The 22,697-nt window shown below is 45.3% G+C and carries 19 protein-coding genes and 1 pseudogene; 14 read left to right on the top strand and 6 right to left on the bottom strand.

Annotated features, from left to right (window positions below; all coding sequences use genetic code 11):
- Nucleotides 1-14: 14 nt before the first annotated feature.
- Complete coding sequence (locus FKX85_RS00785) at nt 15-1,091, bottom strand: Ldh family oxidoreductase (protein ID WP_141612938.1); 1,077 nt, start codon at nt 1,089-1,091, stop codon at nt 15-17.
- Nucleotides 1,092-1,254: 163 nt separating this feature from the next.
- Nucleotides 1,255-2,220: a Ppx/GppA phosphatase family protein gene (locus FKX85_RS00780; RefSeq protein WP_141612937.1), complete on the bottom strand. Its 966-nt coding sequence runs from the start codon at nt 2,218-2,220 to the stop codon at nt 1,255-1,257.
- 198 nt (nt 2,221-2,418) lie between these two features.
- Here FKX85_RS00780 and FKX85_RS00775 point away from each other — a divergent pair, with 198 nt between their 5' ends.
- The 13 genes and pseudogenes from FKX85_RS00775 to FKX85_RS00715 all read left to right on the top strand — a co-directional run bounded on the left by FKX85_RS00775 (nt 2,419) and on the right by FKX85_RS00715 (nt 17,819).
- Nucleotides 2,419-4,002 carry an acyl-CoA carboxylase subunit beta gene (locus FKX85_RS00775; RefSeq protein ID WP_141612936.1) on the top strand — a complete coding sequence of 528 codons (1,584 nt, stop codon included), beginning with the start codon at nt 2,419-2,421 and terminating at the stop codon, nt 4,000-4,002.
- A gap of 165 nt (nt 4,003-4,167) precedes the next feature.
- Nucleotides 4,168-4,335 (top strand): annotated as a pseudogene (locus FKX85_RS21830) (four helix bundle protein); the annotation flags it as partial.
- Nucleotides 4,336-4,701: 366 nt separating this feature from the next.
- Nucleotides 4,702-5,769 (top strand): M42 family metallopeptidase, encoded by a 1,068-nt coding sequence (locus tag FKX85_RS00765; protein ID WP_141612934.1) that lies wholly within the window; start codon nt 4,702-4,704, stop codon nt 5,767-5,769.
- Between the two features lie 482 nt (nt 5,770-6,251).
- The gene (locus FKX85_RS00760) at nt 6,252-7,427 is read left to right on the top strand and encodes an SIS domain-containing protein (RefSeq protein ID WP_141612933.1); all 1,176 of its coding nucleotides are present in this window, start codon (nt 6,252-6,254) and stop codon (nt 7,425-7,427) included.
- Nucleotides 7,427-8,350, top strand: coding sequence for a 1-phosphofructokinase family hexose kinase (locus FKX85_RS00755; RefSeq protein ID WP_141612932.1), 924 nt, complete (start codon nt 7,427-7,429; stop codon nt 8,348-8,350). The genes FKX85_RS00760 and FKX85_RS00755 overlap by 1 nt, the downstream gene beginning before the upstream one ends.
- Complete coding sequence (locus FKX85_RS00750; protein WP_141612931.1) at nt 8,343-9,287, top strand: carbohydrate kinase family protein; 945 nt, start codon at nt 8,343-8,345, stop codon at nt 9,285-9,287. Before FKX85_RS00755 ends, FKX85_RS00750 begins: the two co-directional genes overlap by 8 nt.
- An 8-nt stretch (nt 9,288-9,295) precedes the next feature.
- Complete coding sequence (locus tag FKX85_RS00745) at nt 9,296-10,120, top strand: class II fructose-bisphosphate aldolase (protein ID WP_141612930.1); 825 nt, start codon at nt 9,296-9,298, stop codon at nt 10,118-10,120.
- A 57-nt stretch (nt 10,121-10,177) separates the two neighbouring features.
- A complete protein-coding gene (locus FKX85_RS00740) occupies nt 10,178-11,104 on the top strand; it encodes an amidohydrolase family protein (RefSeq protein WP_229239727.1) in 927 nt (308 codons plus the stop codon).
- 60 nt (nt 11,105-11,164) lie between these two features.
- Nucleotides 11,165-12,577 carry a Gfo/Idh/MocA family protein gene (locus FKX85_RS00735; RefSeq protein WP_141612928.1) on the top strand — a complete coding sequence of 471 codons (1,413 nt, stop codon included), beginning with the start codon at nt 11,165-11,167 and terminating at the stop codon, nt 12,575-12,577.
- Nucleotides 12,578-12,731: 154 nt separating this feature from the next.
- Complete coding sequence (guaA, locus tag FKX85_RS00730) at nt 12,732-14,261, top strand: glutamine-hydrolyzing GMP synthase (protein ID WP_141612927.1); 1,530 nt, start codon at nt 12,732-12,734, stop codon at nt 14,259-14,261.
- Nucleotides 14,262-14,481: 220 nt separating this feature from the next.
- On the top strand, nt 14,482-16,155 hold the full coding sequence (locus FKX85_RS00725; RefSeq protein WP_141612926.1) for an ABC transporter substrate-binding protein: 1,674 nt from the start codon (nt 14,482-14,484) through the stop codon (nt 16,153-16,155).
- Nucleotides 16,156-16,164: 9 nt separating this feature from the next.
- On the top strand, nt 16,165-17,454 hold the full coding sequence (gene hemL, locus FKX85_RS00720; RefSeq protein ID WP_141612925.1) for a glutamate-1-semialdehyde 2,1-aminomutase: 1,290 nt from the start codon (nt 16,165-16,167) through the stop codon (nt 17,452-17,454).
- A gap of 8 nt (nt 17,455-17,462) precedes the next feature.
- A complete protein-coding gene (locus FKX85_RS00715) occupies nt 17,463-17,819 on the top strand; it encodes a Spx/MgsR family RNA polymerase-binding regulatory protein (protein ID WP_141612924.1) in 357 nt (118 codons plus the stop codon).
- Nucleotides 17,820-17,953: 134 nt separating this feature from the next.
- Here FKX85_RS00715 and FKX85_RS00710 read toward each other — a convergent pair whose 3' ends face one another.
- The gene (locus FKX85_RS00710) at nt 17,954-18,439 is read right to left on the bottom strand and encodes a copper resistance protein NlpE (RefSeq protein WP_141612923.1); all 486 of its coding nucleotides are present in this window, start codon (nt 18,437-18,439) and stop codon (nt 17,954-17,956) included.
- A gap of 7 nt (nt 18,440-18,446) precedes the next feature.
- Entirely contained in the window at nt 18,447-19,403 is a 957-nt protein-coding gene (locus tag FKX85_RS00705) for an NAD-dependent epimerase/dehydratase family protein (RefSeq protein ID WP_141612922.1), read from the bottom strand.
- 259 nt (nt 19,404-19,662) lie between these two features.
- Here FKX85_RS00705 and kbl point away from each other — a divergent pair, with 259 nt between their 5' ends.
- Nucleotides 19,663-20,856, top strand: coding sequence for a glycine C-acetyltransferase (gene kbl, locus FKX85_RS00700; RefSeq protein ID WP_141612921.1), 1,194 nt, complete (start codon nt 19,663-19,665; stop codon nt 20,854-20,856).
- A gap of 80 nt (nt 20,857-20,936) precedes the next feature.
- Here kbl and cdaA read toward each other — a convergent pair whose 3' ends face one another.
- Nucleotides 20,937-21,803, bottom strand: coding sequence for a diadenylate cyclase CdaA (gene cdaA, locus FKX85_RS00695; protein ID WP_141612920.1), 867 nt, complete (start codon nt 21,801-21,803; stop codon nt 20,937-20,939).
- Nucleotides 21,800-22,684: a dihydropteroate synthase gene (gene folP / locus FKX85_RS00690; protein WP_141612919.1), complete on the bottom strand. Its 885-nt coding sequence runs from the start codon at nt 22,682-22,684 to the stop codon at nt 21,800-21,802. Before folP ends, cdaA begins: the two co-directional genes overlap by 4 nt.
- Nucleotides 22,685-22,697 lie beyond the last annotated feature (13 nt).

Here is a 22,697-nt window from a genome sequence, read left to right as displayed (position 1 = left end):
TTGGTTTTTTTTAATTATCCCCTGAAGGGGATGCCCAGCTTTTCGCCCAATGCTTTCAGGTCTTCTTGGACGGGTTCCAGCAATGGAATGCCATTTTCCATTCGTTCTATTTCAAGCGCTCTTTCCGGGTCCCCGGGAATAAGGACTTTCTTATGGCCTGGAGTCGTTTCGGCAGCACGGAATCTTTTGATCCAATTGTCCATATGGCCTTTGAATTCATCCGCAGGGCGAAAGGCATCCACACGCATTGCTCCAAAGAAATGGCCTATGCCTTCACCGACTGGATTTGGATCGGGCTCCAAAAAGGCTACAAACGGTGGAACCCACGGGCCGTAATTGGCACCTGAAAGTACGGCTGAAAATATGTCCACTATCGAGCCCAGTGCATAGCCCTTATGAGAGCCGTGTTCCCGGTCACCGCCCAAAGGGAGCAGGGCGCCACCTTCCTTGACACCAAAGGCATTGTTGGTGGGATTTCCGTCCTTGTCTTGTACCCAGCCGGTCGGGGCTTCCTGTTGCTTTCGCTGGAGGATCTCCAGTTTGCCATTGGCGGCAGTCGTGGTGGCCATGTCTGCTACAAAGGGAGGTTCTTCGCCAGCAGGGATGGCCACAGCGATGGGGTTAGTGCCCAGTAGTCTTTCTTTCGAAAAGGTAGGACTGACCAATGGGCTGGCATTGGTCATGGACATGCCGATCATATCTTCTTTTACGGCCTGTAGTGCGTGGTGGCCGGCGATGCCGTAATGGTTGGAGTTTTTGACAGATACCCAGCCAGTTCCGGCATTTTTTGCTTTGCCAATGGCAATTTGCATGGCAATAGGTGCGACCACTAATCCTAATCCACCGTCCCCGTCGACAACTGCTGTGCTGGGGGTCTCATGGACAATACGGATGTTGGGGGTGGGATTGATCCTGCCCGCTTCCCAAAGCCTGACATAGCCGGAAAGTCTCGCTACCCCATGCGAATCCACACCGCGAAGGTCTGCAGAAAGTAGTACTTCGGTAGCAGATTGTGCGTCGGCCTCGGGACATCCGATTTTTATGAATATATCTTTTGTAAACGCAAATAGGTCTTTAAAATCAAAATTCATGATGCTGTTAAAATTAAAGCGGCCATCTCATAAATGCACGTCATTGCGATAGTGAAGAGAAGCAATTCTCTTAAACATGTAATGAGCGCACATAGAGATCACTTCTCCGCCATGGCGGGATCGTGATGACGTATTTTCCATTGATGAGACAGGCTTGGTTGGTTTAATGTTTTTCTATTCCCATGCAGGGGATGATTGATTCATTTTTCAGGATTTTTGAGATCACCCCTTCTTTCAACGCATAATTAGAACAGATCAGTTCGTCAGCGTCTACATATTGTAGGATAAACTCAATCAGATAAGAAGCGACCACGATCATGTCCACACGCATGGGGATCATACCGGGGATTTCCAGTCGTTGCTCCTTATTTAGTGTGACCAGTTTTTGGGCCAAGCGCTTGAATTCAGCCCTTGGCAAGTGGAAAACCGTTTGGTTCTTCGTTTTGGTAAGGTGGGCAGCGGCATAGTACATGTCTGTTAAGGTGTCAAAGGTCCCCGAAGCACCCACTAGCCTTTTCGGTTGGTGCTCTTTGAGAGCAGTGATTAGCGGCTGTAAGCGCTCAGAAAGATAATCCTTCAGCTTGTCGATCTCTTCGGGAAGAATGGGGTCGTGATAATGGAAAAGATCCAATAGCCGCTGACCACCGATTTCGAAACTTTGCTTCCAGAGTGCTTTGGCTTCGTTTCCGATGATAAATTCTACCGATCCACCACCAATGTCCATCATGAGGCTGTTTTCTTCTCCCAATGACTTGCTAAACCGGATGCCTTCATAGATGAGCTGTGCTTCTTGCTCCCCATCGATCACATGTACATCAATGTCAAACGTATTTTTGATTTCCTGAACCAGTTCCATCCCATTGTGGGCATTTCGTACTGCGCTGGTTGCAAAGGCATAAATATGCTCGATTTCTTCTCCGTCGATCAACTCCCGGAAATGCTTAAGGGTGTCCATTGCCCGTTTTTTTGCGTCGGGATGAATCTCGTTTTTGCTGATGCCCTTTTGCCCTATTTTTACTGGGGCTTTTTCTTTGAAAAGAATATTAAAATCCTCTTCCCTCAGATTTACCAATATCAAGTGAAATGTATTGGTACCCATGTCAATTATGGCTGCCTTCTCATGTCTCATGTAGCCCCGGATTTTTAGTTGTGCGAATATAAAAAGTTTATTTAAAATGCTTTATGATAATTGCCAGTTTAATAAAGGAAAGGTTTTAATTGAGTAGGTAAGTGTATCCCTGCGTAGTTTTGAGTGGGGTAGCGGAAAAAGTTTCTTCTATAAAAAACAGTTCGTTATATTGTATGATGAACCCACGATGCTGATTTTATGAAAAGTTCTACAAAAGGAGTCTATACATTGCCAGGTAACAAGGAGAAGCTGGAGCTATTAAAAAAGAAAAATGAAGAAGCCTTATTGGGCGGGGGCAAACAGCGGGTAGCTACCCAGCACGAAAAGGGCAAGCTGACAGCTCGTGAGCGGATTCATCTGCTCATTGATGAAGGGACTTTTCAGGAGATCGATAAATTCAAAATGCATCGGTGTAAGGACTTTGGACTGGATAAGGAATATTATTTAGGTGATGGAGTGGTGACCGGGTATGGAGAGATCAATGGCAGGCTTGTTTATGTGTATTCCCAAGATTTTACGGTGTTTGGCGGTTCACTGTCAGAAAGCCATGCCGAAAAAATCTGTAAAATCATGGACATGGCCATGAAAAACGGAGCGCCTGTGATAGGCTTAAATGATTCCGGCGGTGCCCGCATCCAGGAGGGCGTTAATTCCCTGGGAGGGTATGCGGATATTTTTTACCGAAATACCAGGGCTTCAGGAGTGATTCCACAGCTGTCGGCGATTATGGGGCCTTGTGCAGGTGGAGCAGTTTATTCACCTGCCATTACTGACTTTATTCTTATGGTGGAGGAAACCAGCTATATGTTTGTGACCGGGCCAAACGTTGTCAAGACTGTTACACAAGAGCATGTCAGTTCGGAAGAATTGGGAGGAGCGAGTACGCACAGCACCAAAAGTGGGGTCACGCACTTTGCCTGCCAAAATGAAGTGGAGTGCATCAAGACCATAAAAAGTATTTTGAGCTATATTCCCCAAAATTGCGAGGACGATGCACCGTCCTACCCGTATGAATTGCTGGATGATGAATCCCGAGCGGAATTGAATCAGGTGGTGCCAGAGAATCCCAATCATCCCTATGATATGCGCGATGTGGTAAGGGGAATAGTAGACGAAGGTTCATTCTTGGAGGTGCATAAAAATTTCGCAGACAATATGGTCGTTGGTTTTGCCCGGATAGCCGGGAGAAGTATTGGTGTGGTGGGGAATCAGCCCCAGTCACTTGCAGGAGTACTTGATAATGATGCCTCGATAAAAGCAGCCCGCTTTGTGCGGTTTTGTGATTGTTTTAATATCCCCTTGCTGGTCTTGGTGGATGTGCCAGGTTTTTTGCCCGGAACGGACCAGGAGTGGAATGGGATCATTACCAATGGCGCCAAACTGCTGTATGCATTTTCTGAGGCCACCGTGCCGAGGATTACGGTGATAACCAGAAAAGCCTATGGAGGCGCCTACGATGTGATGAACTCCAAGCACATCGGTGCCGACCTGAACTTTGCATGGCCTACCGCAGAGATTGCGGTAATGGGAGCGAAGGGCGCAGCGGAAATTATTTTCAGAAAGGAAATTGGTCAGTCGGACGATCCGGAGAAAAAGCTTCAGGAGAAGATTGACCAGTATACTAAGAAGTTTGCCAATCCGTACAAGGCAGCCCACAGGGGGTATATTGATGAGGTGATCTTACCTTCCGAAACCAGGGGTAAATTGATCAGCGGCTTCAAGATGCTCCAAAACAAAGTGGATAACCTGCCCCGGAAGAAGCATGGGAATATACCTTTGTAGAGTTTACAGTTATCAGTCTGCAGCCCACCGTAAATTTTGCATTTTATGATTTTGTTATGTCGTTTAAATTTGAGAAACTAAGGGTTTGGGAAAAAGCATTGGAATTGAGTGCCGAAATAAGCTTGGTTGCAAGGAAAAATGCCCAATGAGTAAAAATTTGTCTTAGCGCAACAGTTCCAAAGAACCGACGATTCTGTAGCTTTGAATATTGCTAAAGGATCAACAAGGCAATCCAATAGGGGATGTAGAAGGCTTCTTGGTTCTGCGATAAGGTCAGGGGGAGAAATGGTGAGTTGTCTTTATATTGGTATAAAAAGGATGGTGATAGAATAAATCAAAGCGGCTGGTTTTGAAGTCCTTTCAGGTTGTAATACCTGTGCGCTCCCGAAATAGTCAGGGACAGGCTGTGGCGTAGATAGGAAATGCACATTTCGGGATCAATGCCGTTTAGTTACCGTATGTCCCCGATAGTCATGCGGGGCAGGCTATCCTGATCCCGACAGATTGGGAAAGGATCTTTTCAATCGTTATGTGTAGTATGAGAGAGATTCCTTCGCCGCGGCGAGATGACAGTTTTGTTACTGTCTGCTCTTAGCTAAAACGGCATTGATTTCGGGTTAAATATAAATCACTCTATTTACCAGAGGGCAGTGGTCGGTCGACCGTGGACTATGATAAACAAAAATATATAACTATTTCATGCAAGAAAACGAAAAATTCCTTTACAAATACCTCAACAATGCGTCGCCGACGGGATTTGAGGCGTCCGGCCAGCAATTATGGCTGGATTACATCAAGCCATTTGTGGATCAGCATTTCACCGATAGTTATGGTACTGCCGTGGGGGTGCTCAATCCAGATGCGCCTTTTAAGGTGGTCATTGAGGCGCACGCTGATGAGATCAGCTGGTTTGTAAATTACATTACTCCAGAAGGGTACATCTATGTGCGTAGGAATGGTGGCTCGGATCATATGATAGCCCCTTCCATGCGTGTGAACATCCATACGGATGAAAAAGTTATCCCCGGGGTTTTTGGCTGGCCGGCAATTCACGTTCGTAAAGGGGACAAAGAAGACAAACCTTCCCTGGAAAACATCTTTATAGATGTCGGCGCCAGGAGTAAAGAGGAAGTGGAGAAAATGGGCATTCATGTCGGATGTGTTGCGACCTTTCAGGATGAGTTGATTGATCTAAATGGTAATTTCTTTGCCGGTAGGGCATTGGATAACCGGGTAGGAGGCTATATGATCGCCCAAGTGCTGAAAAAACTGCATGATTCAGGGAAAAAACTTCCTTTTGCACTGTATGTTGTAAATGCTGTGCAGGAAGAAATTGGTCTACGGGGCGCCCAGATGATCGCGGCTAAGATCAAACCAAATGTGGCAGTGATTACAGATGTTTGCCATGATACGACCGCCCCAATGTACAATAAAGTTACCAGCGGGGAGCAAGTAGCCGGATCAGGACCTGTACTGACATATGGAGCCTCTGTTCACAAGAAATTGCTGGACATGATTATTGGCGTTGCCAATAAACGCGAGATACCATTCCAGCGAGCGGCTGCTTCCAGAGGGACCGGGACGGATACAGATGCATTTGCCTATTCCAATGACGGGGTACCGTCAGCATTGATCTCCTTGCCGCTGAAGTATATGCATACCACCGTGGAGACGGCTAGCAAAAAGGATATAAATAGCGTGATCGACCTGATTACAGGTTTCCTGGAGGATTTGGATCCAAATTATAACTTTAAGTACATTGATTAGAGGCTTACATGAGGACGCTTCCGGTGCCATTGACAATTAAAAATGGAAGGCAGTATGGGCCAGTGGGACTAGTTTCCGCTGGCTTTTTTATTTAAAAGGAGTGAGCGTTTTTTAAATGGAACAATATTAGGGTAAGAGCGAAAGTAAGTGAAAATTTTTATCCGATGATGGTTGATGGATCATGAAAATTTCACTATTTGTATCTGGGGAGAGTTTATTGATGGATGATTGTTATTAAGGGATTTTTCAAGGTTTTAAGGAAGTTAATTTCAATTTTGTAAGTTAATTTCGGTTTTTTATAGTGTAATGGTCATCAGGGAAATTTCTAAAGTTTTAATTATTAAAAATAAATTGAAATTTTTTTGTTTCATTTTATTTCGTTTAATTTGATGTATATGTAAAACGAAAGTGCAGCGCTCGCTCATTTCTATGGGAAGAGGCTGTTTTGGATATACAGCATAAGCTAGATTTTACTTTAAGATATGATACAAACGACATATTTGACCCTGGACGCGGAGAAAGCTGAGGCACTGGGGGCATTTCACACGGCAAAGGAAATAGCAGGACAGCCTGAGTTGTGGCAACAAGTATTTAGCCAGGTAGCAAAAGATAAGGGCTCCATCCATGCTTTTCTAAAGCCGATTTTTGAAAAAGGAAATGCTCGAATTATCCTCACCGGTGCAGGGTCTTCAGCTTTTATTGGGGAGTCTGCACAGGGGACAGTACAGCAAATGACAGGTGTCCATACACAAGCTATAGCTACCACGGATGTCGTGACGCATCCCGAATTATTTTTTCTTGGGGACGTGCCCACGCTATTGGTATCTTTTGCCCGGTCTGGCAATAGCCCTGAAAGTGTGGAAGCAGTAAAGCTTGCTGATGAGCACTGCAAAGAAATTTACCATCTGATCATTACATGTAATCCAGATGGGGAGCTTGCTGCTTATGCTAATGATTGCGAAGGAAACTGTTTCGCTTTGGTCCTGCCCGAAGGCTCCAATGACAATAGCCTGGCCATGACCGGAAGCTTTACTTCCATGCTGCTTGCGATCTTGCTTGTAGCGGGTATTGATCAATTGGGTCAGTTGAAAGAACAGTTTGAGAATGCGGTGGAGACTGCAAACAGCATGTTGCATCATGATTTGGACAAGTTTGAAGAGGTAGCAAAGCTGGATTTTAAGCGGGTGATCTTCCTGGGATCGGGGACCATGCTTGGTGTCGCGAGGGAGTGCCACTTAAAGCTCCAGGAGCTGACCGATGGCCAAGTAGTATGCAAGCATGATTCATTTCTAGGTTTCAGGCACGGGCCTAGAGCGGTAGCAAATGAAGATTCCATTGTGGTTTACCTGTTTTCAAAAGACACTCATGTGGCTCGATATGAAACAGATTTGGCAAAAAGCATTGGCCAAGATAAAAGAAAGATAAAGACCCTTAGCTTTGCAGCTGATAATACAGATGGATATCATTCCATTTTGGATCTGCCTGCTGTCGGTGCCAATGAAAAAGCCATTTTCAATGTCCTTCCTGCTACGATGGTGGGACAGTTGTTAGGGTTTTATAAGTGTTTGCAGCTGGGGCTGCATCCTGATAACCCTTCTGTAAGCGGAGCCATCAGTAGGGTGGTGCAAGGAGTGACCATTTATAGAAAAGAGAAATAATGATTCTTTCTGTTTGTCCAAATCCCTCTATTGATACCTATGCATGGCTGGAGGATTTTCGCCTTGGCCAGGCCAACCGCATTTCCAAGCAGCAGGAATTTCCTGGGGGAAAGGGGGTTCATGTGGCGATGGCCCTTAATGAAGCCGGGGAGTCCACCAAGTTGCTGGCATCGTGGGCGGGACATTCAGGGATATGGATCAAATCCACCTGCGAGGAACTTGGAATAGCCACGACAGGTGTGGAGTTAAGGGGCATGAACAGGAAGTGCTATACTTTCTTGTCTGAAACTTCTTCCGTACAAAACACCGAATTGATGGAGCCAGGGCCGGAAATGACCCAGAAGGACTTTGACCGGTTTGCCGGGGTATTTAAGAGAGAACTTGAGAAAGCGGATGTGGTGGTACTGTCAGGATCTTGGCCAAAAGGTGCTCCGGAAACTGCGTACCAGGAATTGATTGCTATAGCAAATAGGGAAGAGAAAAATGTCATATTGGACTGTAGCGGTGTCCAATTAGAGCGTGCGTTGGAAGAAAATGTGTTTGGAATCCATCTCAACGAACATGAGGCCAAGCAATATTGTGGGACCCCAGATGTTCTGGATGCGATTCATAAACTGCACGAAAAAGTCGACTTGATCGCTCTGACCAAAGGCAAAGAGGGGCTGTACCTTAGTTATCAAGGAAAACTCATCCATGCCAATGTCACCTTGGAAAAAGTGATCAGCACTGTGGGCTGTGGCGACTGCCTTACTGCCGGTGTGGCGCATGGGGTCAGCCAAGGGGTTGGCGTCGAAGAAATTGCCAGGTATGGTGCTGCTTTTGGCGCTGCCAATTGCCTCAGGGCGGATTTGGGAATGATATATAAAGCAGACGTGGAGCAATTGCTCCCTCGGGTAATTATAAATGAATTGACTTATGGGTAAAAGGGATTTGCTGGTAGTAGGTGAGCTGAACATTGATCTGATCCTAAACCAAATTCAGGGATTTCCTGAACTGGGCAGTGAAAAAGTGGCCCAAAAAATGGATGTGGTTTTGGGGAGTTCCTCCGCCATTTTTGCGGCTAATATCGCTACACTGGGCGTGGATACTGCTTTTTGTGGTAAGGTGGGAAAAGATGATTTTGGCCAAATGGTGAGTGAAACCTTGGATGCCCAAAATGTGGATACCACCTTCATTTCGGCGACAGACCAGTTTCAGACTGGCCTTACGGTGGTCATGAATTATGATCAGGACAGGGCCAATATCACCTATTGTGGAGCGATGGAAGCATTGACCATGGAGGACATTCCTTGGGATAAAGCCGATACGTTCAGGCATTTTCACCTTTCCAATTATTTTCTCCAGAAAGGGATTCAAAAAGATATAACAGCCATTTTCAAAAAAGCAAAATCAGCTGGTATGACCACTTCTTTAGACCTACAAGTGGATCCTGATGATCAGTGGGATTTTGACTATAAAAAATGCCTGCCGTATGTGGATATTTTTCTCCCGAATGAATCAGAGTTACTTTCCCTGACAGGAAAGGCCACGGTCGAGGAAGCCTTGTCTGCGGTTAAGCCAGTTGCCAATACGGTAGCACTGAAAAGGGGCACGAAAGGAGGGATGGTATATGACAAAAGCGAGGTAATCCAGTTGGAGGCTTTTGTGAACGATCAGTTTGTGGATGCCATTGGTGCCGGGGACAGTTTTAATGCAGGTTTTATCAGTAAGTTCCTTGAGGGGGCGGACTGGGAAGCATGCTTGCGCAAGGCCAATCTCACGGGGGCTCTGAACACCACCGCAGCAGGAGGAACGGGGGCTTTTAAATCCCTGGCGGCAGTAAAAGAACGGGCAAAGTCCCAGTTTAATCAAAAAATCTAATCATTGTCATGAAGTTAAAGCATAAATTACAGGGATTTACAGCCCAAAAACGTGGGTTATTGGCCACCAATTTCTATAACCTGGAAACACTACAGGGTGTCATGAAGGCTGCGTCCACCTTGGACGAGCCCGTGATTTTACAATTGACCAAGAGTTCGATAGACTATATGGGGCTTAATACGGCAGTCGCCATGGGGCGTGCAGCACTGAAGGAGTATGGAGTAGAAGGCTGGATCCATTTGGATCATGGTGGCAGTGTCGAGCTGGTACAGGCTTGCTTGGATGCCGGATTTGACTCGGTGATGATTGACGGTAGTGAGTTGCCTTTTAATGAAAATGTGAAAATCACCCAGGAAGTGGTAAAGAGAGCACATAAATACGGTGCAAACGTGGAAGCTGAGCTGGGGTATGTGGCCAAACTGGGTCAGTCTCACGAGCACCAAGGGTTTACAACAGCCGAGGAGGCCAAAACCTTCGTCGAGCAAACCGGGGTGGATGCACTGGCGATTTCCATTGGTACGGCACATGGCTTTTATAAACAAGAGCCTAAATTGCAATTTGATCTATTAAGTGAAATAGCAGCGGCCACAGAGGCGACCTTGGTCCTTCATGGTAGCTCAGGAGTTTCTGAGGAACAGTTACGGAAAGCCATCACCCGAGGCATCTGCAAAGTGAACCTGGCGACTGAAATCAAAAATATTTTCATGAAGACCTTGCAGCAACTGCTGCTTGAAAATGAAGAAATCGACTTGCGGAAGGTCTTCCCGAAAGCCACCAAAGAAGTGACTGATTTGGTGAGTTATAAGTTGGATATCATGAAAAACGATAAATAAATGATTCGTCCTTTTATAGACGCACACGTACATTTAAATACACATTCCATCGAAAAAATGGAAAAAGCCCTTGAGTATGGCGCTTCCTTTCTTTCGATCAATACAGAGATACCTTTTTTTGATTCCATCGAGGGCCAACAAGAGGTACTCAAACAACTGGACAGCCAATACCCAAACCGGATTAGATTTGTCACCTCATTTTCTACAGAAGGGATAAATGAGGAGGGCTGGGCCACGAGGGCCATCGAACAAATAAAGCGGGGCTTGGAGAAGGGAGCTTCCGGGGTGAAGATTTGGAAGAATATTGGGATGGATCTAAAAGACAGCCAAGGTCAGTTTATCATGATAGATGATGAGCGGGTCGCGCCTATCTTGGATTATCTTGAGAAAAATCACATCCTGTTGATTGGCCATCAGGGGGAGCCAAAAAACTGCTGGCTTCCTTTGGAAGAAATGACGGTGGACTCGGACCGGAATTATTTTAGTGGCCATCCTGAATACCATATGTTCCTACATCCGGAATACCCTTCATATCAAGCGCAAATGGAGGCAAGGGACAGGATGTTGGAGCGCCATCCAAATCTTCAATTTGTAGGCTTGCACTTGCTGAGCATGGAATGGAGCATAGACCAAGTGGCCACAAGGCTGGATAAGTATCCTAATCTTTTGACCGATGTGGCCGAGAGGGTTTGCCATTTACAGTTACAGGCCAAAGAACGCCGGGAGGATGTACGGGCGTTTATGATCAAGTACCAGGATAGGATCATGTACGGTACGGATGTGATCGACGATGGTTCTTTTGGCGATCAGGGAGTGGCGGATCGATTTGAACATTTGTGGAATTTTCACTGGGACTTCTTCGCAACCGACAAGGAGCTGGAGGCACCTGAGTTTTCCGGTAAATTCCGCGGACTTAATTTACCTAAAGGAGTTTTACAAAAACTATTCTATACCAATGCGGCCAGGGTTTACGGTTTTGAATGACGACCGGAACAAAGCTGTTTTGGAAAATTAATAATTACACTAACCATAAAAGTCATCATTATGAGCAATAATAGAAGAGATTTTCTTAAGCTTTCCGGGCTTGCAGGTATGGGGTTGGTAGGAGCTGGTATGAGCGGGTTTACCCAGCCACAGTTGGACGAAGTATTAAGACAGAGCAAAAGAAAAAATAACCAACGATTTAACATGTCGGGTTACGGTGCTCCTAAGTTGGATACGGTACGGGCTGGCTTTATAGGCTTGGGCATGCGAGGTCCTGGACATGTGGAACGAATGAGTAAGATAAAAGGCGTAGAGATCAAAGCAATCTGTGACCTGGTTCCCGAGAAAGTGGACAAGGTGAAGGAAATGCTGAAGGATTCCCCGCATGATCCGGATACCTATTCTGGGTCGGCCTATGCTTGGAAAAAGCTGGTGGATCGTGATGACCTGGATATTGTGTTTATACTAACGCCTTGGGAGTGGCACGTGCCAATGGCCGTGCATGCAATGGAGTCTGACAAGCACGTGGCCATCGAGGTGCCTGCTGCCAAGACGCTAGAGGAATGCTGGGAGCTGGTGGAGACCTCCGAGCGTACCAAGAAGCACTGCATGATGATGGAGAATTGCTGCTATGATTTCTTCGAAATGATGACGCTCAATATGGCCAGGGACGGCTTCTTTGGGGATGTGATCCACGGAGAAGGTGCTTATCTGCATGATCTGCTGGGGCTAAACTTTAAGAAAGAAGGTGGCTATGAGGACATGTGGAGGCTTAAGGAAAACGCCCACAGAAACGGCAACCTCTATGCGACACACGGCTTAGGTCCAATCTGCCAAGTCATGGACATCAACAGGGGTGACCAGATGGATTACCTGACCTCCTTGTCCAGCAATGATTTCATGATGCAGAAGCACGCCCAGGAACTGGCAGAGGATGATGATTTCTTTGCCTCATATGCCAATATGCAGTTCCGTGGCAACCTGAATACGACCATGGTGAAAACCAAGAAAGGCAAGTCCATCATGATCCAGCACGATGTGACTTCTCCAAGGCCATATTCAAGAATTCACTTGGTCAGCGGTACCAAAGGCATCGCCAGAAAATGGCCTAAGCAAGGTGTGGCAACAGGACACCGCTGGTTTTCGGATGAGCAGATGACTGAACTGGAAGAAAAATATACGCCAGAAATCACCAAAAAAGTGGGTGAAATGGCCAAAAAGATCGGTGGTCATGGTGGCATGGACTTTATGATGACCTGGAGACTGGTGGATTGCCTGAGAAATGGCCTTCCCCTGGATCAGGATGTGTATGACGCTGCGCTTTGGAGTGCGATCTCACCACTGTCCGAATGGTCTGTGGCCAATAGGGCCACTTCCATCGATGTGCCGGACTTTACAGGAGGTTCTTGGAAAACCAACAAGCCTGTAAGCATTACCCTTGAAGGGGGAGGAAATACCGGTGTGAGAATATAACCACAAATAGTTAGACTGTAAATCTTTTAGATTACCATAGAAGATCGGAATGTCACCCTGAGCGAAAGCAAAGGGTGACATTTTTTTTCCAAATAAAATTTCGAAATTTTCAGTTCCGGCTTTTCCGTTAATGGAAGTGTGATTACCTTTGCGCATGGCAGAACAGATACTTATCCTAGATTTTGGATCCCAGTACACACAGCTTATTGCCAGAAGAGTAAGAGAACTCGATGTGTACTGTGAAATCCACCCCTATAACAACATCCCGGAAATCACCTCCGATATAAAAGGTGTGATCCTATCGGGCAGCCCCTGCTCGGTTAGGGATGAAGGCTCTCCAGATATAGACCTTGAGCAGTTCAGAGGTAAATTGCCCCTTTTGGGTGTTTGCTATGGATCCCAATTGCTCGCCCAAAAGTATGGCGGCAATGTGGCGCCTTCTGAAATCAGGGAATACGGCCGGGCCAACCTGAATTTTATCGACAAGCACAATGATTTGTTTCATGAGGTCTCGCATGGCTCCCAAGTGTGGATGTCCCATGGTGATACGATCAAGGACCTCCCGGATGGCTGGGAGATAATTTCCAGTACTGCTTCGGTGAAGGTGGCTGCATTTAAGGTGCCAAATGAGCAGACATTTGGTATCCAGTTTCACCCGGAAGTAACGCATTCTGAGGAGGGCAAAAACGTGCTGAGAAATTTTGTCGTGCAGATTTGTGGGTGCAGTCAGGATTGGACTTCTGATGTGTTTATCGATGCGACCATTGATGAATTGAAGGAGAAGATCGGGGGGGATAAAGTGGTCATGGGCCTGTCAGGAGGAGTGGATTCTTCTGTGGCCGCGACGCTGATCCACAGGGCGATAGGGGATAACCTGACCTGTGTATTTGTGGACAATGGCCTGTTGCGAAAAAATGAATACGAAGAAGTGCTCGATTCCTATAAGTACCTTGGTCTGAATGTGATCGGGGTGGATGCCAAGCAGCGTTTTTATGATGCTTTGGCTGGAAAGAGTGATCCTGAAGATAAACGAAAGGCGATCGGGAATACTTTTATCGAAGTCTTTGACGATGAGGCGCATAAAATCCAAGGAGTAAAATGGCTTGGTCAGGGAACGATCTATCCTGATGTCATTGAATCTGTTTCTGTAAATGGGCCTTCTGCCACGATCAAGTCGCACCATAATGTAGGTGGTTTGCCGGATTTTATGAAATTGAAGGTGGTGGAGCCACTCAATACCCTGTTTAAGGATGGAGTAAGGGAAGTGGGGCGTGCACTGCAGATTCCTGAGAATATCATTGGGAGGCATCCATTTCCTGGGCCAGGACTGGCTATTCGGATTTTGGGAGACATTACCCCAGCGAAAGTGGCCATTCTGCAAGAGGTCGATCATATCTTCATCCAAGGCCTTAAAGACGATAAGCTCTATGATAGCGTGTGGCAGGCAGGTGCGATTTTGCTTCCTGTTCAGTCTGTAGGTGTGATGGGAGATGAGCGGACCTATGAACAAGTGATAGCGCTGAGGGCGGTGACGTCTGTGGATGGCATGACCGCTGACTGGGTGCATTTGCCGTACGAGTTTTTGGGAAAAATATCCAATGAAATTATCAATAAGGTAAAAGGGGTCAATCGAGTGGTGTATGACATCAGCTCTAAGCCGCCTGCGACCATTGAATGGGAATAAAGCAAAAGCCTGATGTAAATCAGGCTTTTTTTATGTGGTTTTGTTTCAAAATCAATTAAATTCGTAATCCGTCTTAAATAAGGTATAGAATTTGAGTTTAACCGTGGACGGACACTGGTTGTTTAGAGGCTGCTCAGTTTCACATCATTCAAAATGAACTACCTGCTATTTTGGACAGGGCAGCCAGTGTCTTCAAAATGATTGTAAGTAAAATTTACCCATGAGAAAGATAAACATATTTTTATTGCTTGTCATATTGTTGGGCAGTCCAGTGCTGGCCCAGCAGACAGGGACAGGCTACAGCTCTGCCGTGAGATTGATTGACAGCGGAAGTCCAGAGGAGGCGATGGAGCAGCTGAGGCCTTATTTGGATTATAATAATTATGGAAAGCTGGCCTTATATGCCCACTATCATTTTGCAAGGGCAGCCAATAAAAACCAACAGTACCAGCTTGCCAAAGTGACCTTGGAGCAGCTGGTGACCGATTACAACTGGGAGAAAGAAGATGAGGCCTTGTACTTATTGGGGACTACCAATTTTTCACTGAACCAAGCCTATGACGGACTGAAGGCTATGGGGAAAATCGATGGCGAAGCAATCAAAGAGGAAAGCTATCGGGCCAGTTATGATTATTGCAGTAATAGCGTGACCGTAAGTTTGCTGGTGGCGCATTATGCTTCTTTTAAAGAAAACAAAGGATACAGCCTGGCCTTGAAAGAGAAATTACTACAACAATCGGTACTTTCTTCCAATGAGAAGAAACTGTTGGCAGAACTGAACGATATGAACCTGGCCGGAAAAGAAGGAGATGGACGGGTATTGGATAGGATTAAAAACAATACGTTGGATGTAGCCATTGTGCTTCCGTTTAACTATCAAGGTGGTTCAGGTGTTAGGAGCCTGGACGGGGGGAACTTTGTTTTTGAGCTTTATCAAGGTTTGGACATGGCCATTAAGGATGCCAAGAGCAAAGGAATGGACATCAATGTAAAGACTTTTGACACGGAAAGAAAAAATGCCGTAGTACAAAAAATTCTGTCCGATCCGTTTTTCAACAAGGCGGATATTATTATAGGGCCTATTTATCCTGAAGAAACAGCGTTGGTGGCCAATTTTGCAGACCGTCATAAAATTCCATTCATCAATCCGCTTTCCAATATCAAGGAGACGTTTGGTGATACCGATTATGCCTATCTTTTCAGGCCTTCTACCGAAGTGATTGTTGACAAGTTATTGAACTATGGCAGAAAGCATGTGGCCGGAAACCGGATAGCAATTGCCTACTCGGGTTCCTCGCGGGATGAGTTGATGGCACGTCAGTTGGCTGAAGAGGCCTCTAAACGAGGGTATCGCATTGTATTCAATGAGAAAGTAGGGGCTAGCAACATTCGGGACTTTTTGTCCAATGTAGGGCTAAAGCCGGGCATGACCGCGCGTGCTGACCAAATCGTCATATTCTCAGATGATCCTTATATCGCCTCACCTACCTTGTCTCTGTTGGAATCTCTCAGTACCAGTGTTCCTATTTTTGTGATGGACAGTTGGCTGTATTTTAATTTTGCCAATTTTGAAATGCTGGAAGGCAATGACCTGAATTATATCGGAAACAATACGGTGGACTTTAGTAAGTCGCAAACAGAAGATTTCAGGTTTCGTTTTTTTGAAAAATACAGCACCTATCCTGGCTCCAATGCTTACATTGGCTTCGAGCTGATGAAGTGGGTGGCAGGCTCGGTCAATGCCACTGCCGGATTTGATTTTAGAAAAAATCTCAATAGACAAGGTGCAGTCCAATCTGATCTTGGTTTTGGACTGGACTTTAATGGGAGCCAATCCAATCGGTATGTACCTGTACTGAAACTTAATGAAGGTGAAATTAAGGAAATAAAATAACACGTTTTAATGAATATCCAAAATAGTAAGTCGCTTTTTTTTAATGCTCAAAATTTCATACCAGGAGGTGTAAACTCACCAGTGAGGGCTTTTAAGGCTGTAGGTGGAGATCCCCTGTTCATCAAAAAGGCGGAAGGAGCCTATCTCTATGACGAGGATGATAACCGCTACATTGAGCTGATCAATAGCTGGGGGCCGATGATTTTGGGGCATAACCATCCAGCAATAAATGAGGCGATCATCAAGGCTGTTGAAAATGGAACGTCATTTGGCGCACCTACGGCAAAAGAAATCGATATCGCTGAATTGATCTGTAAGATGGTCCCTTCTGTAGAAAAAGTAAGGATGGTCAACTCCGGGACCGAAGCCACCATGTCTGCAGTAAGGCTCGCCAGGGGATATACCGGCCGTGATAAGTTTATCAAATTTGAAGGAAATTACCATGGTCATGGCGATTCATTCTTGATTGCTGCTGGATCAGGAGCGATTACGATGGGAGCCCCTAATTCTCCAGGGGTAACCAAGGGCACCGCAAAGGATACCCTATTGGCTCCATATAATGATCTGAATGCCGTGAAGGAAGTGGTGGAGGCGAATAGGGATGAAGTGGCTGCGATTATTTTAGAGCCTGTGCCGGGGAATATGGGATTGGTATTGCCAGAAGAAGGCTTTCTGCAAGGCCTTAGAAAGTTATGTGATGAGGAAGGTATTGTTCTGATTTTCGATGAAGTAATGACCGGTTTTCGTCTTGCTCCTGGAGGCGCCCAAGAAGTGTTTGGTGTTACACCGGATTTGACTACCATGGGTAAAATCATCGGTGGCGGCATGCCTGTGGGCGCATATGGAGGAAAGAAGGAAATCATGGATTTTGTTTCGCCTGTTGGGCCCGTTTATCAAGCGGGTACCTTGTCTGGAAACCCCATCGCCACGGCTGCGGGAATGGCCATGCTGGATTATCTCTCTCAGCATCCGGAAGTGTACAAGAAACTTGACCAAACAGGGAGCAGGCTGGTGGCTGGTGTAAAAGGTACTCTTGACAAAATGGGCCTGGACTATACCATGACGCATCTTGGAAGTATGTACAGTTTGTTTTTTACATCCGAGAAAGTGGTGGATTTTGAGACAGCAAAAACAGCTGATACTGCATTATTCGGGAAATATTTCCAGGCCATGTTGAAGCGAGGTGTATACTTGCCACCATCCCAATTTGAAAGTCTCTTTTTGAGTGCTGCTTTGACAGATGAGCATGTAGCTCATATCCTCGAAGCCAATGAAGCCTCACTTAATGAAATAGTATAATTTGAATTATGGGTGCTAAACTTGCTGTGTACGGTATCAAGAACTGTGATACCATGAAAAAGACCTTTAAATTACTGGAAGAAGAAGGGGTCGCCTACGAATTTGTGGATTATAAAAAGACGCCTCCGACGGCCAAGCTTTTGGAGGTTTTTTTGGAAAAGGTGCCACTTGCGCAATTGGTCAATAAAAGGGGAACCACTTACAGAAAACTATCTGAGGAAGAAAAAGACGGGATGGATGAGGCTAGTACAGCGATCCCCGTATTGGTGGCCAATAGCAGTATGATCAAAAGGCCTGTGATGGTTTATCCTGATGGTGATGTGCTTTTGGGTTTTCAGAAGGAGAAGATATTGGATAAAAAATAAAAGCCTGGCTCATTGCCATTCCGACCCCGATACATTGGGAAGGAATCTCAAATGCGCATTTACAAGTGTGATGTGAGATTCCTCCTTTTTTGTGTCCAAGGAGGATCGAAAAGACTGCTTATGGGACAGTCTCTTTATTTTATGATCAACGAATAATTAAGATCGGATTTTATTTTCTTTTTGTTGATGTCAAGCATAATGAACTTATCACTGTCCTTTTCCTGAAGAAAATGTTTGACGGGATTTTCCTGACCGTCCAGCAAGGTGATGACCATGGCTCCGGGATTCCCTTCCATCCCATAAGAAACTTCATAAACACCTGAGGATTCAAAGGTTCTATTGCCATCTGGAGTGTCCAGATAGACTTGGGTAAGCTTGTATTCTCTTGTATCCTTTTCGGCCCGGTTTTCTAATCGCAATGTCATCTTGATACCGCTGCAATCCTCACAAGGTACAGTGCCCTCATAGGTGAACCAGGTAGACCCCTTCTGTTGAAGAATTTTGTCTGCTGGTTCTGAGGTATGCTCTGTGGTCATCTCTTCGTTTGCGGTCTCTTCTGCCGGCTTGTCGCATGCAAAAGTAAATCCCATCAAAAGGACATATGGCAGTAGTTTTTTCATTCAAATTCTATTTTAGGTGTACCAAATAGGCCGGTAAGTTAGCTAAAATATCCTTAGTCATTTCTTCCAAACCGTAAGAATGTTTCCATCCCCAGTCATTTTTGGCAGCGCTGTCGTCGATGCTGTCTGGCCAGGTATCTGCAATTTGTTGCCTGAAATCAGGCTTGAAGGTGATGTTGAAATTTGGATAATGCTGTTTGATGCATGCATAAATTTCTTTGGGAGAAAAACTGATACCGCCAAGGTTATAGCTGGAACGTACTTTTATTTGCGCGGAAGGGGCGTGCATCAGGTCCAGGGTAGCCTTGATGGCATCATCCATATACATCATGGGCAGATAGGTGTCCTCGTTCAGGAAACACTCAAAGTCCTCGCCTTCAATGGCCTTGTGAAAGATATCTACAGCGTAGTCTGTGGTGCCGCCACCAGGCATGGACTTGTAGCCGATCAGACCAGGATAACGTAAGCTCCTTACATCCACACCGTATTTTTCATAATAATAAGCGCACCATCTTTCCCCGGCTTGTTTGGAAATGCCATAAACCGTGTTTGGATCCATCACACAGTCCTGAGGGGTGTCTTGCATAGGTGTATTGGGGCCAAAAACTGCGATGGAGGAAGGCCAATAGATTTTGTTAAGCTTTTGTTCCCTGGCTATTTCCAAAATGGAAAGGAGGCTTTCCATGTTTAGGTTCCAGGCAAAAATCGGATTCTTTTCACTGGTGGCTGAAAGGATGGCTGCAAGGTGATAGATCTGGGTAACCTTTTCGGTTTTTACTATCTCAGCTATTTTTTGATTGTCCATTACGTCCAGGGGCATAAAGCGGCAATAGTCAAACTTATGAGCTGAGGCTTCGTTGATGTCCGTGGCTATGATACGGTCACCCCCGTACATGTGGGCGAGAGCCAAGGTAAGTTCGGAACCCAGTTGACCTGCAGCTCCAGTGATAAGAATTGTTTCCATAATCTCTATGAGCCTTGTCATGAATGAACAAGGGCTTTTTTACGTTTAGGGTTTATATTAACTCGAAATATGCGTTAACCTTTCTTCTACGGTCAGAAATTGATTTTCACGCATTTTTGGCTCTCATAACGTGGCCTAATATACAATACGAGTTTACGCAAAATTAATAAATTCAATTTTACCGATTGTAAATATTTTAAACTACTTTTATATGAAAGTTTTTCAATTACAATAATACGAAATAAAATCCAAATATATCATGTACGAAAGTTTAAAACCAAAATTAGAAAAGGAACTGAAAGAAATAAGTAATTTGGGGCTGTATAAGTCAGAACGGGTGATTACTTCTCCACAGGGAGCAGAAATCACCACCGGGGATGGGAAGAAGGTGCTGAATTTTTGCGCTAATAATTACTTGGGGCTTTCCAGTCATCCCAAGGTGATAGAAGCCGCTAAGAAAGCAATAGATAGCCATGGCTATGGGATGTCTTCAGTGAGGTTTATCTGTGGCACGCAGGATATCCACAAAGAGCTGGAGAAGAAGATTAGTGAGTTTTTGGGTACCGAAGATACGATCCTATATGCGGCGGCTTTTGATGCCAATGGGGGTGTTTTTGAGCCTATTTTAGGGCCTGAGGATGCCATTATCTCCGACGCCTTGAACCATGCTTCCATCATTGACGGTGTACGGCTTTGTAAAGCAATGAGATTCCGTTTCAAGCACAATGATATGGAGGACTTGGAAGTCCAGTTGAAGGATGCCAATGAAAAAGGGGCAAAGCAAAAAATTATCGTGACAGATGGGGCCTTTTCCATGGATGGTACCATTGCCCAGATGGATAAGATCGTCGCCCTGGCCGAGAAGTATGATGCGCTGGTGATGTCCGATGAGTGCCATTCGACTGGATTCATCGGTAAAACAGGACGCGGTGTACATGAGCTGAAAGGGGTGATGGGCAAAATGGATATTATTACCGGTACATTAGGGAAAGCACTTGGAGGTGCCTCAGGAGGATTTACCTCGGGCAGAAAGGAAATCATAGACATTCTACGTCAGCGTTCGCGGCCTTATCTTTTCTCCAATACCCTTGCGCCTGCCATTACGGGAGCTTCTATCGCTGTTTTTGATTTACTTTCGGAAACGACCGAACTCCGGGACAAATTGGAAGAAAACACCACTTATTTCAGGGAGAAAATGACTGAAGCCGGTTTTGATATCAAGCCTGGTGTCCATCCGATCGTTCCAATAATGCTGTATGATGCGGTGCTTTCCCAGCAGATGGCCGAGAAGCTCCTTGAGCGGGGCGTGTATGTGATAGGTTTTTATTACCCAGTGGTGCCAAAAGGCCAAGCCAGGATCCGCGTGCAGATATCAGCCGCCCATGATCGAGGACATTTGGATACGGCAATTAAAGCCTTTACGGAAGTAGGGAAGGAACTTGGGGTGATTTGAGGTAAAGGTTGGTCCGCCTTAGCCGGACTGGTTTCATTCATGCCGTGGCCCTAAGTCGCGGCATGAGTGAAATATCCACCTTACGCCTCAGCAGGGCGGGACTTTAACTTCCTGCTTTCAAAAGAACTGATCATTTCAAATTTATCGTCAATATCCACCCCTGTAAGGTAGTTGTTGAGCATCTCACGAATCTCTTGGAAAGAAAGATTGTGCAGGATATTGCCGTTTTTGGCCATGGAAACCTGGCCGGTTTCTTCCGAAACGATCAGTACCAAAGTGTCTGTTGCTTCGGACATGCCGATCGCCGCACGGTGACGAAGGCCAAACTTGGCCGGAACCTCTTTTTCCGTAACCGGCAGGATACACCTGGCTGCTTTTACTTTGCCATTATATAGGATGACCGCCCCGTCATGCAAGGGGCTGTACTTGTTGAAAATACTGATCAATAACCTTTTTGATACAATAGCATCGATCAGGTCACCACTTTCTGCGTAAAATTTCAATTCTGTATTTCGTGAAACAACTATCAGCGCACCGGTACTGGTGCCAGAAAGCGATTTGCAGGCATCGATGATGGGGGTGATGTTAAATGCATTGGTTTCCTTTTTTCTCCAAAAAAGGAGCTCTTGGAGGACATTTTCATTGGAGAGGATAGAACTTCTGCCGATAATTAAAAGGAACTTTCGGATTTCAGGTGCAAAAAGGATGATCGCCGCGATAACACCCACGCCCATAAACTGACCCAAAATACTGGAAAGGAGCTCCATTCTGGCAGCATTGACCACCAAATAAACCAAGTAAATGGACAAGAACCCCAAAAAGATTTTTATGGCCACACTGCCTCGCATCAATTTATAGACCTGGTAAATCAGGATACTCACCAAGGTGATGTCTATAATATTGACGATGGAAATGTCTAAAAATCCTATTTTGAAAAGTAGATTCAAGGGTAAAGTTGTTTATATAATTTTACGGTTTCAGTAGCTTCTTTTACGTCGTGTACTCTTAATATTTTTGCTCCGTTAAGGAGCGCAGCCATATTGAGGGCCGTTGTTCCATTAAGTGCCTCCTCGGGCGATACGCCCAAAGTTTTGTAAATCATAGATTTTCTGGAGACACCAGCTAATATAGGGTTTTTTATAGTCTTAAAATAAGATAAATTTTTAAGAATCCTATAGTTTTGTACCAAAGTTTTGGCAAAACCAAACCCTGGGTCAATTATTACATCTTTAATGCCAGCTTTATAACATTGGTTCAATTTTTCGTTAAAAAATAATAAAATATCCTTTTCTATGTTATTATACTCCGTTTTGTCCTGCATGGTTTCAGGATTTCCACGCATATGCATGCAGATGTAGGGAATGTTTAGTTTTCCGACGGTGGGGATCATCTTTTTGTCCAGTTCGCCACCGGAAATATCGTTAATGATATCTGCTCCTTCTGAGAAGGCAGCTTCGGCGACTTTGTGCCTAAAAGTATCCACCGAAATGATGGCGGCGGGGAAGTGTTTTTTCAAGGCTTTTACAGCGGGGAGAATGCGGTTTATCTCATCTTCTGTAGTCACTTCAGCGGCGCCGGGCCTACTGCTGTATCCTCCAAGGTCAAGGATGGCCGCACCTTCACCAAGTAGCTTTTCTGCTTTTTGTAACAATTTATTTTCATCGGGGCTGATGCGGCTTTCTGAATAAAATGAATCCGGTGTGACATTGAGAATGCCCATTACACAAGGATCATCCAATAGAATAAGCTTTCCTTTGATTTGGAGTGTTATTTTTGAGGGAAATAATTTATCTTCGGTCTCTGAAGATGAGTTCGGAGTATCTTTCATTAAAATCAATCAT

It is taken from the genome of Echinicola soli, from assembly GCF_006575665.1.
Taxonomy (GTDB): domain Bacteria; phylum Bacteroidota; class Bacteroidia; order Cytophagales; family Cyclobacteriaceae; genus Echinicola; species Echinicola soli.
Note: the sequence above shows the minus strand (reverse complement) of the source record. Positions and strands in the feature narration are given on the sequence as shown.

Coding starts and splice junctions, on each gene's coding strand:
- FKX85_RS00785 (WP_141612938.1), bottom strand. CDS start 1,091: ATGAATTTTGATTTTAAAGACCTATTTGCGTTTACAAAAGATATATTC.
- FKX85_RS00780 (WP_141612937.1), bottom strand. CDS start 2,220: ATGAGACATGAGAAGGCAGCCATAATTGACATGGGTACCAATACATTT.
- FKX85_RS00775 (WP_141612936.1), top strand. CDS start 2,419: ATGAAAAGTTCTACAAAAGGAGTCTATACATTGCCAGGTAACAAGGAG.
- FKX85_RS00765 (WP_141612934.1), top strand. CDS start 4,702: ATGCAAGAAAACGAAAAATTCCTTTACAAATACCTCAACAATGCGTCG.
- FKX85_RS00760 (WP_141612933.1), top strand. CDS start 6,252: ATGATACAAACGACATATTTGACCCTGGACGCGGAGAAAGCTGAGGCA.
- FKX85_RS00755 (WP_141612932.1), top strand. CDS start 7,427: ATGATTCTTTCTGTTTGTCCAAATCCCTCTATTGATACCTATGCATGG.
- FKX85_RS00750 (WP_141612931.1), top strand. CDS start 8,343: ATGGGTAAAAGGGATTTGCTGGTAGTAGGTGAGCTGAACATTGATCTG.
- FKX85_RS00745 (WP_141612930.1), top strand. CDS start 9,296: ATGAAGTTAAAGCATAAATTACAGGGATTTACAGCCCAAAAACGTGGG.
- FKX85_RS00740 (WP_229239727.1), top strand. CDS start 10,178: ATGGAAAAAGCCCTTGAGTATGGCGCTTCCTTTCTTTCGATCAATACA.
- FKX85_RS00735 (WP_141612928.1), top strand. CDS start 11,165: ATGAGCAATAATAGAAGAGATTTTCTTAAGCTTTCCGGGCTTGCAGGT.
- guaA (WP_141612927.1), top strand. CDS start 12,732: ATGGCAGAACAGATACTTATCCTAGATTTTGGATCCCAGTACACACAG.
- FKX85_RS00725 (WP_141612926.1), top strand. CDS start 14,482: ATGAGAAAGATAAACATATTTTTATTGCTTGTCATATTGTTGGGCAGT.
- hemL (WP_141612925.1), top strand. CDS start 16,165: ATGAATATCCAAAATAGTAAGTCGCTTTTTTTTAATGCTCAAAATTTC.
- FKX85_RS00715 (WP_141612924.1), top strand. CDS start 17,463: ATGGGTGCTAAACTTGCTGTGTACGGTATCAAGAACTGTGATACCATG.
- FKX85_RS00710 (WP_141612923.1), bottom strand. CDS start 18,439: ATGAAAAAACTACTGCCATATGTCCTTTTGATGGGATTTACTTTTGCA.
- FKX85_RS00705 (WP_141612922.1), bottom strand. CDS start 19,403: ATGGAAACAATTCTTATCACTGGAGCTGCAGGTCAACTGGGTTCCGAA.
- kbl (WP_141612921.1), top strand. CDS start 19,663: ATGTACGAAAGTTTAAAACCAAAATTAGAAAAGGAACTGAAAGAAATA.
- folP (WP_141612919.1), bottom strand. CDS start 22,684: ATGAAAGATACTCCGAACTCATCTTCAGAGACCGAAGATAAATTATTT.